Raw genomic sequence first — 12317 nt, 5'->3', positions numbered from 1 at the left:
CGCCCTCCGTACGGCCCCCGGCGGGCAGCCGCGCCCACACCGTCTTGCTGCCCGGGCGGTACGTGACCCCCCAGGCCTCGCAGAGCGCGGCGACGAGCGGCAGACCGCGCCCGTACTCCGGGGCCTCGTGCGGCGGCGCCTCCTGCTCGGTGCCGCGCGGGGCGCGGGAGGGGTGCCGGTCGGAGACCTCGACGACGAGCGCGCCGGTCCCCTCCTCCAGCCGGCACGTCAGGTGCACGTCCGTCCCGGCGTGCACGACGGCGTTGGTGACGAGTTCGCTGGCGATCAGCGTGGCGTCGTCACCGACGCGGCCGGTGAGGTGCTCGGCACCGGGCAGTCCGAGGTCGGCCCACTCGGTGAGCGCCTTGCGCAGCAGGGCCCGCGCGGAGCCCGGCGCGAGGGGGCTCCCGGGCAGAACCGTTTCCACCCGCGCGTCCTCCCGCGCCTCGGAGGCGCCCGAGGCGGTCTCCCGTTGCGTCGGAATGGCCCCCATGGGCAGCTCCCGGACAGTTCGTACGAGTACACATCGATCGCTGCCGACAGGGTGACAGACGGAGCCCGCCCATAAGCACCGAGTTACCGAAGTGGGCCACGGGAGAGGAGAACCACGCCCTGTACGTGGTCAGGAACGGACAGAAAGGCGGCCCGTTCCGACCAGCGGGGCAACCGGAGGGCAGGGGAAGGCCGGGGCGACGCCGGGGACGGCGGGGACGGCGAGGACGGCGGCGGGCACGGCAAAGGGGCGGGGCCCGGACCGAACCGGTCCGGGCCCCGCCCCCTCACGGGGTGACGGTCACGCCTCGCGCGCCCCCTCGTACATCTCGTCGATGAGGTGCTTGTACTCGCGCTCCACCACCGGCCGCTTCAGCTTCAGGCTCGGGGTGATCTCGCCGTGCTCGACGTCGAGGTCGCGCGGCAGGAGACGGAACTTCTTGATGGTCTGCCAGCGCTGCAGGCCCTCGTTGAGCTGCCGGACGTAGCCGTCGACCATCTCGACCGCGGCGGGCGTGGCGACGATCTCCGCGTACGACTTGCCCTCCAGGCCGTTCTCGGCCGCCCACGCCGTGAGCGCGGCCTCGTCGAGGGCGATGAGGGCGGTGCAGTAGTTGCGGTCGGCGCCGTGCACCAGGATGTTCGACACGTACGGGCAGATCGCCTTGAACCGGCCCTCGACCTCGGCGGGCGCGATGTACTTGCCGCCGGAGGTCTTGATCAGGTCCTTCTTGCGGTCGGTGATGCGCAGGTAGCCGTCGTCCGACAGCTCGCCGATGTCGCCGGTGTGGAACCAGCCGTCGGCCTCCAGCACCTCGGCGGTCTTCTCGGGCAGGTTGTGGTAGCCCTGCATGATGCCGGGGCCGCGCAGCAGGATCTCGCCGTCGTCGGCGATGCGCACCTCGGTGCCGGGCAGCGGCTTGCCGACCGTGCCGGTGCGGTAGGCCTCGCCGGGGTTGACGAAGGAGGCCGCGGAGGACTCGGTGAGTCCGTAGCCCTCGAGGATGTGGATGCCGGCGCCGGAGAAGAAGTAGCCGATGTCGGGGGCGAGGGCCGCGGAGCCGGAGACGCAGGCGCGCAGCCGGCCGCCGAAGGCCTCGCGGATCTTGGCGTAGACCAGTTTGTCGGCGAGGCCGTGCTTGGCCTTCAGCCCGAAGGGCGCGCTCGCGGTACCGGTGCGGCGGAAGTTGTCCTGGGTGACCTTGGCGTACTCGCGGGCGACGCCGGCCGCCCACTGGAAGATCTTGTACTTGGCCCCGCCGCCGGCCCGGGCCTTGGCGGCGACGCCGTTGTAGACCTTCTCGAAGATGCGCGGCACGGCCGCCATGTAGGTCGGCTGGACCACCGGGAGGTTCTCGATGATCTTGTCGACGCGGCCGTCGACGGCGGTGACGTGCCCGACCTCGATCTGGCCGGAGGTGAGCACCTTGCCGAAGACGTGCGCGAGCGGCAGCCACAGGTACTGCACGTCGTCACCGGTGACCAGCCCGGTCGCGGCGATCGCCTTCGCCATGTACGACCAGCTGTCGTGCGGCAGGCGCACGCCCTTGGGGCGGCCGGTGGTGCCGGAGGTGTAGATGAGGGTGGCGAGCTGGTCCTTGGTGATCGCGGAGACCCGCTCCTTGATCAGCTCCGGTTCCTTCTCCAGCCGGGCCGCGCCGCGGCTCTCCAGCTCGGCGAGGCTGATCACGAAGTCGTCGGTCTCCACGCCGGTCGCGTCGACGGCCACCACCCGGGTGAGCTCGGGCAGCTCGGCGCGCTTCTCCACCGCCTTGGCCACCTGCTCGGCGTTCTCCGCGATGAGCACCCGGCTCTGCGAGTCCGACAGGATGTAGGCGGACTCGTCGGCGTTGGTCTGCGGGTAGATCGTGGTGGTGGCGGCGCCCGCGCACAGGATGCCGAGGTCGGCGAGGATCCACTCGACGCGGGTCGAGGACGCCAGCGCCACCCGCTCCTCGGGCCGCACGCCCAGCTCGATCAGGCCGGCCGCGATCGCGTTGACGCGCTCGGCGGTCTGCGCCCAGCTGAGCGACTTCCAGGCGTCCGGACCCTCCCCCGAGGTCTGCGGCACCGGGTAGCGGTAGGCCTCGGCATCCGGTGTGGCCGCCACACGCTCCAGGAAGAGGGCCGCCACGCTCGGCGGACGGTTCTCGATCAGTGTCTGTGTGTGGCTCACGACATCCTCCGGGGCCCGCGACGGTGCGGCTGGCTCAGTGGGGCTGGTTACACTCGCGCGCCGTTGTTTAACTCGCGAGTAACTATCGAGCACGGACAGAGTAAGGGGCGACCGGCGGCTGCGTAAGGGGGTGCGGCCTGCCATTTCACCCGGAGAGCTACCCGCAGGACGCGCGGGGGCCCACCGCGCTCGCACGCGGCAGGCCCCTTTTCCGCCCGGTTCGCGGAGTGACCCGCGGTAACATCGGTTACCCTCGGTCACCCCCCGGCTACTTCTTGCCCTTGCCCGCTCCCCCGCTCTCGTCGCTGGAGAGGACGGCGATGAAGGCCTCCTGCGGGACCTCCACGGAGCCCACCATCTTCATCCGCTTCTTGCCTTCCTTCTGCTTCTCCAGCAGCTTGCGCTTGCGGGAGATGTCGCCGCCGTAGCACTTGGCGAGGACGTCCTTGCGGATGGCGCGGATGGTCTCGCGGGCGATGACCCGCGAGCCGATGGCGGCCTGGACGGGCACCTCGAAGGCCTGGCGCGGGATGAGCTCCTTGAGCTTGGCGACGAGCCGCACGCCGTACGCGTACGCCTGGTCCTTGTGGGTGATCACCGAGAAGGCGTCCACCTTGTCGCCGTGCAGCAGGATGTCGACCTTGACCAGACTGGAGGTCTGCTCGCCGGTGGGCTCGTAGTCGAGGGAGGCGTAGCCGCGGGTCTTGGACTTCAGCTGGTCGAAGAAGTCGAAGACGATCTCCGCGAGCGGGAGGGTGTAGCGGATCTCGACCCGGTCCTCGGAGAGGTAGTCCATGCCGAGCAGGGTGCCGCGCCGGGTCTGGCACAGCTCCATGATCGCGCCGATGAACTCGGTCGGCGCCAGGATGGTGGCGCGCACGACCGGTTCGTACACCTCGTTGATCTTGCCTTCGGGGAACTCGCTCGGGTTGGTGACGGTGTGCTCGGTGCCGTCCTCCATGAGCACGCGGTAGACCACGTTGGGCGCGGTGGCGATCAGGTCGAGCCCGAACTCGCGCTCGAGGCGCTCGCGGATCACGTCGAGGTGCAGCAGGCCGAGGAAGCCGACGCGGAAACCGAAGCCGAGGGCGGCGGAGGTCTCCGGCTCGTAGACCAGGGCGGCGTCGTTGAGCTGGAGCTTGTCGAGGGCGTCGCGCAGCAGGGGGTAGTCGGAGCCGTCCAGCGGGTACAGGCCCGAGAACACCATGGGCTTGGGGTCCTTGTAGCCGCCCAGCGGCTCCTCGGCGCCCTTGTGCTGGCTGGTGACGGTGTCACCGACCTTGGACTGGCGGACGTCCTTCACCCCGGTGATGAGGTAGCCCACCTCGCCGACGCCGAGGCCGTCGGAGGGCAGCATCTCCGGCGAGTTGGTGCCGATCTCCAGCAGCTCGTGGGTCGCGCCGGTGGACATCATCCGGATCCGCTCGCGCTTGTTGAGCTGTCCGTCGATGACACGGACGTACGTCACCACACCGCGGTACGAGTCGTAGACCGAGTCGAAGATCATCGCGCGGGCCGGGGCGTCCTTGACGCCGACCGGGGCGGGGATCTCGGCGACCACCTTGTCCAGCAGCGCCTCGACGCCCAGACCGGTCTTCGCGGAGACCTTCAGCACGTCGTCGGGCTCGCAGCCGATCAGGTTCGCGAGCTCCTCGGCGAACTTCTCCGGCTGCGCGGCCGGCAGGTCGATCTTGTTGAGCACCGGGATGATCGTGAGGTCGTTCTCCATCGCCAGGTACAGGTTGGCGAGGGTCTGCGCCTCGATGCCCTGGGCGGCGTCCACCAGCAGGATCGTGCCCTCGCAGGCGGCGAGCGACCGGGAGACCTCGTAGGTGAAGTCGACGTGCCCAGGGGTGTCGATCATGTTGAGGATGTGCGTGCTGCCCCGGTCGTGGGTGGGGGCCCACGGCAACCGCACCGCCTGGGACTTGATCGTGATGCCGCGCTCGCGCTCGATGTCCATGCGATCGAGGTACTGAGCGCGCATCTGCCGCTGCTCGACCACACCGGTCAGCTGGAGCATCCGGTCGGCGAGCGTGGACTTGCCGTGGTCGATGTGGGCGATGATGCAGAAATTGCGGATCAGCGCCGGGTCGGTACGGCTCGGCTCGGGCACATGGTTAGGGATCGCGGGCACGCAGGGTCCTGATTCTTGAGGCGTCCGCATACGTGTGCTTGTCCGTCTGCGGTCTCGGGTCGGATCGATACGTAGCTTCCATGGTCCCACGGGTGACGACCGGGGACGGGTTTGGGCCGCGGAACGGCCCGCTGCTAGTGTGAGGGGCTGTGTCTCATGCCCTCTCGGCGCGAGACACCCCTCAAGAAACCAACGGTACGGATCCGTGCGGCACCCGTGCGGCCCCGTAGCAGAACCTGAAAAGGCTCATTCGTGGCGAACATCAAGTCCCAGATCAAGCGGAACAAGACCAACGAGAAGGCGCGGCTGCGCAACAAGGCCGTCAAGTCCTCTCTGAAGACCGCGATCCGCAAGGCCCGCGAGGCCGCCGCCGCGGGTGACGTCGAGAAGGCCACCGAGTACCAGCGCGCTGCCGCGCGTCAGCTCGACAAGGCCGTCTCCAAGGGCGTCATCCACAAGAACCAGGCCGCCAACAAGAAGTCGGCGCTGGCTCAGAAGGTCGCGGCCGTCAAGGGCTGATCACCTTCCTGATCTGACCTGATCGCCGGAAGGACCCGGGCGGGCCCTCTCTCATCCGCCCCCGACCGGCACCCCCGAGCCCGTACGCGGCCTGCGTTCGCCACGCGGGTACGGGCTCACACGCTTCGACCGAAGGCTCCGTCCCTCACCCTTCCCCGGGGTGCGGGCGGAGCCTTCGGCTTTCGTCCGGTCCGGCGGTCAGCCCCGGTCCCGTGAGCGGTCCGGCGGTCAGCTCCGGCCCCGTGAGCGGGTCGGCGGTCAGCCCCGGCCCCGCGTCCGGGCCGACGGTCAGCCCCGGCCCCGTGCCCGGTCCGTGGTCAGCCCCGGCCCCGTGAGCGGGCCGCCCGGGCGATCGCGACGACGGCCTTCTCCAAGGCGTACTCCGGGTCGTCCCCGCCGCCCTTCACCCCCGCGTCGGCCTCGGCCACCGCGCGCAGCGCCACGGCCACGCCGTCCGGGGTCCAGCCGCGCATCTGCTGCCGCACCCGGTCGATCTTCCACGGCGGCATGCCCAGCTCACGGGCCAGGTCGCCCGGCCGGCCACCGCGCGCCGACTGCAGCTTCCCGATGGCCCGCACGCCCTGGGCCAGCGCGCTGGTGATCAGCACCGGCGCCACCCCGGTCGACAGGGACCAGCGCAGGGCCTCCAGCGCCTCCGCCGCGCGTCCCTCGACCGCCCGGTCGGCGACCGTGAAGCTCGACGCCTCGGCCCGCCCCGTGTAGTACCGCCCGACGACCGCCTCGTCGATCGTCCCCTCGACGTCCGCGACCAGCTGGGACACCGCCGAGGCCAGCTCCCGCAGATCGCTGCCGATGGCGTCGACCAGCGCCTGGCACGCCTCCGGGGTGGCCGACCTCCCGGTGGTCCGGAACTCGCCCCGCACGAAGGCCAGCCGGTCCGCCGGCTTGGTCATCTTCGGGCACGCCACCTCCCGCGCCCCCGCCTTGCGCGCCGCGTCGAGCAGCCCCTTGCCCTTGGCCCCGCCCGCGTGCAGCAGCACCAGCGTGATCTCCTCGGCGGGCGCCCCGAGGTACGCCTTCACGTCCTTGACGGTGTCGGCCGACAGGTCCTGCGCGTCGCGCACGACCACGACCTTGCGCTCCGCGAAGAGCGACGGACTCGTCAGCTCGGCGAGGGTGCCGGGCTGGAGCTGGTCCGGCGTCAGGTCGCGGACGTCCGTGTCGGCGTCGGCGGCCTTCGCGGCGGCCACCACCTCCCGCACGGCACGGTCGAGCAACAGGTCCTCCTGGCCCACGGCGAGCGTCACGGGGGCGAGGGGGTCGTCGGATGCGTTCTTCCTGGCCATCGCGACAAGCATCCCACGCGCCACCGACAACGCCCGGACGGCTCCGGTGCCTGCTCGCGGGACCGGCTTCCGCTTCCGGCGCCGCTTCGGACGGGCTTCCGCTTCCGGCGCCGCCTCGGGTCGGCTTCCGCCTCCGGCGCCGCCTCGCAACGGCTTCCGCTTCCGACGCTGCTTGAGACGGGGCTCCTGCTTCCGGGGCCCTACGGCTCCTCCCGCCAGCCCTCCCACTCGGCCGCGAACTCGTCCAGTTCCCCGGGGTCCAGCCGCCCCGCCTCGTCCCGCAGGACGACGAGCCACTGCGCGTCCTCCGCGTCGTCCTCGCCGGCCAGCGCGTCCCGCACCAGCCGCGGCTCCTCCGCCACGCCGAACCGCTCCCCGAGGGCCTCCGCCACCTCCTCGGCGGCATCCCGGTCGGGCAGCACCAGCACATGTCGCACATCACTCACGTGCGCCATTGTCCGGCACCGGGCTCAGGCCCCGTCCCCGGTGCCCCGCACGGCCGGCACCGCGTCCAACTCGATCCCGAACCGGTCCCGGTACACCGCGAGCACCTCCTCGTCCGGCCCCAGCTCCCGCACCTCGCGCGTCCCGTCCGGCGCCGTGACCGTGAACCGCCGGCCGCCGAGCGTGATCCTCCCCCCGTCCTCGGTGATCCGGGAGCAGACCAGCGACCGCGTGAAGTGCGAGGCCGGTGACGTGCTGTGCCACCACGCGCCGGCCGTGAAGTCGCCGAGCGCCCGCGGCCGCAGCTCCAGGCGGTACACCGGCCGTCCGTTCCGGCTCACGTCCAGGTCCGCGGCCTCCTCCGTCCCGTGCCCGCCGCGCACCCCGGCCGCGTCGGTGCCCGCCGCGGCGATCCGGAACGTACCCCCGGGGTCCTGCTGCTCCCCCCGCTCCCCGAACGCCAGCGGCAGATGGCAGTGCGCCCCGAAGCCGACGTCGGCCAGCCAGTCGCCCCCGTCCACCGTCCGCACCCGCAGCGCGAGATGGTCGTACGGGATGCCGAGCCTGCCCTCGTCCCCGTACACCCGTCCCGCGAGGCGCGTGACGCCGAAGCCGAGCGCGGTGAGCAACGCCCCGAAGGCGCCGTTGAGTTCGTAGCAGAATCCGCCCCGCCGCGCCCCCACCACCTTGTCCAGCAGCCGCTTCTCGTCCAGCACGATCTCCTCGCCGAGGTGGAGGGAGAGGTTCTCGAACGGAACGGTCCGCAGATGCCGCAGGTGCAGGTCGCGCAGTACGTCCGCGGTGGGCGAGGCGGGGTGCCCGGCACCCAGACGGCGCAGGTAAGCGTCTCTCCGCGTTGCATCCATGCCCTCAGTGTGGCGCGGGTCGCGGCTCCCCGCCGGTCACCGCCACCGCCGCCCCGGCCCGTTCGGCCCGCCGGGGCCGGTTCGGCCGGGGCCAGGTGGGCCGGTCAGCTCTTGGGCACGAGTTGCACGTCGATGTCGACCTGGACGATGGGGCCGACGGCGGCGACACCCCGCGCCAGCACCGTCTGCCAGCTCACCGCGAACTGGCCGCGGTGCAGTTTGGTGGTGGCCCGGCAGATCGCCCGGGCCTCGCCCTCCACGCCATGGGCGAGCCCGAGGTATTCCATGTCCAGCGTGACCGTACGCGCCACCCCGTGCAGCCACAGTTCACCGATGACGGCCCACCGGTTGCCGCCCTGGGGCTCGAACCGGTCGCTGTAGAACTCGATGGTCGGGAACCGCTCCACGTCCAGGAAGTCCTCCGACCGCAGGTGGTCGTCGCGCATCTTCATGTTGGTGTCGATGGTCGCCGCGTCGATCACCACGTGCATCGCCGTCTGCGTCGGGTCGTCGGTGATCCGCGCCGTCCCCGCGAAGGAGTTGAACCGGCCGTGCACCCGGGCCACCCCGATGTGCTGCGCGGTGCAGGTGACCGAGGAATGCGCCAGGTCGATCTCCCAGTCCCCCGGCGCGGGCATTTCCATCGGCTGCTCCACCTGCAGGGTCACATCGCCGAGCGAAGCGAGGGAGTTCTCGGTGACCGTGCACGGCACCCGGTACGGCATGTACCCCTCGGCGAGCACCTCGAGCCGGTATTCCCCCGCCGGAACCGTGGCCACGAACGATCCGAAGGGGTCGGTCGCCCCTTCGACCACCGTGTGCCCCGAGGCGTCGCCGACCGCGAATCGGGCGTGCGGCACCGGCTCGTCGGCCGGGCTGAGGACCCGGCAGCTCAGCACCCCGGCGTTCGAGGGAGTCTGCACAGCCGCCAGGGGGCCCGTCCGCTGATCCCGTTTCGTTCGGCCTGCCAGCCAGCGGCCCATCATGTGCGACACCCTCTGCATAACGTCAAGAACACCGATTGCCGAACGGCTATTCGACCACCCCGAGGCTTTGGATGCAATGGGCAAATACCCTGTGGGAAACCCGCGCAAGTACACAGAATTCACATGAGTGACCCCTGCGGTCCGCTCGCCCGACACCGCGGAGATTCCTCCCGGTTGGCACACGGGCCGCGCGAACCCCGAAGCGGTCCCGGTACGCCGCGGGCACCTGCCCGTCCGCCCCCGGAGCCTCAGCGCCGCGCCACCCGCAGCCGCCCGCTCCCGTCTTCGTCGCCGACCACCGCCAGGGCCCCGTCCCGGTCCGTCCGCAGCACCGCCGCTCCCCCGGCCCGCAGCGCGGCGAGCGTGTTCGGGGCGGGGTGTCCGTACGGGTTGCCCTCACCCGAGCTGATGAGCGCCAGCCGCGGGGCCGCCCGGCGCATCAGGTCCGGGTCCTGGTACGCCGAGCCGTGGTGGGCGACCTTCAGCACGTCCACGTCCGCCAGGGCCCGACCCGCCGGCGACCTCGCCAGGGCCCGCTGGGCCGGGGGCTCCAGGTCGCCGAGCAGCAGCAGGCGCAGGCCCCCGGTCCGGACGAGCATGGCCACGCTGGCGTCGTTCGGGCCCTCCGGCGGTGACGGGGGCGGGCGGGTGCCCGGCGCCACCGGTGGCGCCGCCGGCGGCGGCGGCCACACCACCTCCCAGGACAGCGTCCCCGTGCGCCGCCGCTCCCCGGCGACGGCGCGCGTCACCGGAACGCCCCCGGCCGCCGCGATCCTCCGTACGAACGCTGCCTGGTCCGCGGGTTCCTCGTAGCCCGTGGTCTCGATCGCGCCCACCGGGCGTCCGCGCAGCACCCCGGGCAGGCCCGCCACATGGTCGGCGTGGAAGTGGGTCAGGACGACGAGGGGGATCCTGGTGATCCCGAGGGAGCGCAGACAGCGGTCCACGAGGGCCGGGTCGGGGCCGGCGTCCACGACCACGCCGGTGCCCCCGCCCGCCGCCAGCACCATCGCGTCGCCCTGGCCCACGTCGCACATCACCATCCGCCAGCCCGGCGGGGGCCAGCCCGTGATCACCCGGGTCAGCGGCGGCGGTTGCACCACGGCCACCACCAGCAGCAGCGCGCAGACACCGCACCACCAGGGGTGTCCCAGCAACCGTCGTCCGACGGGCAGCGCGGCCAGGGTGAGCGTGCCGAGCGCCGCCGCCCCGGCCCAGCCGCCGGGCCAGTCCACTCCCGCGCCGGGCAGCGCCGCCCCGGTCCGGGCGATCTGTGCGATCCACTCCGCCGGCCAACTCGCGCACCACGCCAGCGCCTTCGCGACCGGCATCGCGAACGGTGCCGTGGCCAGCGCCAGGAAGCCCAGCACCGTGGCCGGGGCGAGCGCGAACTCCGCGAGCAGATTGCACGGCACCGCCACCAGACTCACCCGCGCCGTGAGCACGGCGACCACCGGCGCGCACAACGCCTGGGCGGCGCCCGCGGCGGCCAGCGCCTCCGCGAGCCGGGGCGGCACCCCGCGCCTCCGCAATCCCGTGCTCCAGCGCGGCGCGAGCGTGAGCAGGGCGCCGGTGGCCAGCACGGACAGCAGGAAGCCGTAGCTGCGGGCCAGCCACGGGTCGTACAGCACCAGGAGCAGGACGGCCGTCGCCAGGGCCGGGACCAGTGACCTGCGGCGTCCGGTGGCGAGCGCGAGCAGCGCGACGGATCCGCAGGCGGCGGCCCGCAGCACGCTGGGGTCCGGCCGGCACACGACGACGAAGCCGAGGGAGAGCACCCCGCCCAGCAGCGCCGTCGCGCGCAGGGAGATGCCGAGCCGGGGCGCGAGGCCGCGCCGCTCCACGCGCTGCGCCAGACCGGGCGGGCCGAGGAGGAGGGCGAGGAGGATGGTGAAGTTGGCTCCGGAGACGGCGAGCGTGTGCGTGAGGTCGGTCTCCCGGAACGCCTCGTCCAGTTCCGGTCCGACCCGGGAGGTGTCGCCCACCACCAGTCCCGGCAGCAGCGCCCGCGCGTCCGCGGACAGCCCGTCGGTCGCCTCCCGCAGTCCGGCCCTCAGCCGCCCCGCCAGCCGTTGCGGTGCCGACGGCCGCGCCACGACCTCCGGCCCGTCCCGGCCCCTCACGCGCAGGACGGCCGCGAACCGGTCGCCGCCCGCCCGCGCGGGAGCGAGCCGCGCCTCGACCCGCAACCGGGTGGAGGGCAGGAGCCCGAGCCACGGGGAACCCTTCGCACCGCGCCCGCCCGGGGACGTCCGCGGGGCCGGCCGCGCGTCGACGATCACCAGCACCGGCGTCCGGGTCACCGCCGCCCCCGCGCCGGGCCCTTCCACCCGCCGCACACGGGCCTCGATCAGTACGGCCCGCGGCGCCGAGCGGGGACCGCCGGCCCCGGGCCGGGAGAGCCGGGGGTCGGCGGTGATCTCGAGCTCGGCGGTCACCGGGGCGTGCTCCCGGGCCAGTTCCGGCACGGGGCCGCGCCGCAGATCCGCGCCGTGCAGGCCCGCGGAGCCGGCGGCAGCGGCGATGCAGAGCAGCACGGCGGCTCCGGACATCAGGGACTGCGGGCGGGCGGCGGCCCGTCGCCCACCCCGGCGGCGCCGCCCGCGCCCCACCGCGAGGAGGACGCCGGCCGCCGCCAGGGAGACGGTCGCCGCGCCCACCGCCCCGCCGGGCGGGGCGTGCAGCGCCACCGCCGCCGTGGCCCAGGCCGCCAGCGCGGGCGGCACGAGCCGGAGGTCCGTCGGTGCCTCCCGGCGCGGGTGCGCGGCTCCGAGCCGCTTCCCGGACGCCGCGTGGACGGGCTGCCGGGCGGCGGGCTCCGCGGTCCGGGAACCCGTCGGCGGCACCGGGTCCGCCCCGTGCGTCACGGCCGCACCAGATCGCGCAGGTCCGCGAAGCGGCGGTCGCCGATGCCCTTGACCTCGCGCAGCTCGTCCACCGAGCGGAAGCCGCCGTGCCGGGTGCGGTGGTCGATGATGTGCTGGGCCAGCACGGGACCGACCCCCGGCAGGGCGTCGAGCTGGTCCGGCGTGGCGGTGTTGAGGGACACCGGTGCCGCGGGTCCGGTGCCCGTCGGCGCACCGGCCGTACCGCCGGAAGCCGCGGTGCCCGCGACCGGTGCCGGGCCTCCGACGACCACCTGCTCCCCGTCCACCAGGAACCGGGCGCGGTTGAGGCCGTCGGTCTTCGTACCGGGTCGCACTCCGCCCGCCGCCCGCAGGGCGTCCTCGACCCGCGAACCGGCCGGCAGCCGGTGGATCCCCGGGTCGCGCACCTTGCCGCTGACGTCGACCACGATCTCGGGCCCCGCCGAGCCGCCGGACCCCACCGCCCCGGCCGGTGCGCCCGTCCCGCTCCCCTCCCGGCCGACCGCGCCCTCGCCCCGCTCCT

Annotated in this window: 10 protein-coding genes; 1 reads left to right on the top strand and 9 read right to left on the bottom strand. The window is 73.2% G+C overall.

From position 1 onward, the window contains the following. The 3 genes from B7L92_RS33950 to lepA all read right to left on the bottom strand — a co-directional run. Positions 1-493 (bottom strand): ATP-binding protein (locus B7L92_RS33950; RefSeq protein ID WP_143626422.1); only part of this gene is annotated, 493 nt, incomplete at its 3' end. Positions 494-793: 300 nt separating this feature from the next. Continuing rightward, a complete protein-coding gene (locus B7L92_RS33945; RefSeq protein WP_081241093.1) occupies positions 794-2668 on the bottom strand; it encodes an AMP-dependent synthetase/ligase in 1875 nt (624 codons plus the stop codon). A 268-nt stretch (positions 2669-2936) separates the two neighbouring features. Beyond that, the gene (lepA, locus tag B7L92_RS33940; RefSeq protein ID WP_081241092.1) at positions 2937-4805 is read right to left on the bottom strand and encodes a translation elongation factor 4; all 1869 of its coding nucleotides are present in this window, start codon (positions 4803-4805) and stop codon (positions 2937-2939) included. Positions 4806-5057: 252 nt separating this feature from the next. Between lepA and rpsT the strand changes: the two genes are divergently transcribed. Next, positions 5058-5324: a 30S ribosomal protein S20 gene (rpsT, locus tag B7L92_RS33930; protein ID WP_030858234.1), complete on the top strand. Its 267-nt coding sequence runs from the start codon at positions 5058-5060 to the stop codon at positions 5322-5324. Positions 5325-5641: 317 nt separating this feature from the next. Here the strand turns inward: rpsT and holA are convergent, their stop codons facing one another. The 6 genes from holA to B7L92_RS33900 all read right to left on the bottom strand — a co-directional run. Beyond that, positions 5642-6631 (bottom strand): DNA polymerase III subunit delta, encoded by a 990-nt coding sequence (gene holA, locus B7L92_RS33925; RefSeq protein WP_181384056.1) that lies wholly within the window; start codon positions 6629-6631, stop codon positions 5642-5644. Positions 6632-6831: 200 nt separating this feature from the next. After that, the gene (locus B7L92_RS33920) at positions 6832-7077 is read right to left on the bottom strand and encodes a hypothetical protein (protein ID WP_078495529.1); all 246 of its coding nucleotides are present in this window, start codon (positions 7075-7077) and stop codon (positions 6832-6834) included. Between the two features lie 24 nt (positions 7078-7101). After that, on the bottom strand, positions 7102-7941 hold the full coding sequence (locus tag B7L92_RS33915) for an arylamine N-acetyltransferase family protein (protein ID WP_081241090.1): 840 nt from the start codon (positions 7939-7941) through the stop codon (positions 7102-7104). Positions 7942-8045: 104 nt separating this feature from the next. Further along, the gene (locus B7L92_RS33910) at positions 8046-8927 is read right to left on the bottom strand and encodes a YceI family protein (protein ID WP_170102273.1); all 882 of its coding nucleotides are present in this window, start codon (positions 8925-8927) and stop codon (positions 8046-8048) included. Between the two features lie 248 nt (positions 8928-9175). Then, positions 9176-11794 (bottom strand): ComEC/Rec2 family competence protein, encoded by a 2619-nt coding sequence (locus B7L92_RS33905; RefSeq protein ID WP_438364043.1) that lies wholly within the window; start codon positions 11792-11794, stop codon positions 9176-9178. After that, on the bottom strand, positions 11791-12317 hold a 527-nt coding region (locus B7L92_RS33900), incomplete at its 5' end, for a ComEA family DNA-binding protein (protein ID WP_081241088.1). The genes B7L92_RS33900 and B7L92_RS33905, both read right to left, overlap by 4 nt.

The organism is Streptomyces viridosporus, assembly GCF_002078235.1.
In the GTDB taxonomy this organism is placed as follows: Bacteria; Actinomycetota; Actinomycetes; order Streptomycetales; family Streptomycetaceae; genus Streptomyces; species Streptomyces viridosporus.
Note: the sequence above shows the minus strand (reverse complement) of the source record. Positions and strands in the feature narration are given on the sequence as shown.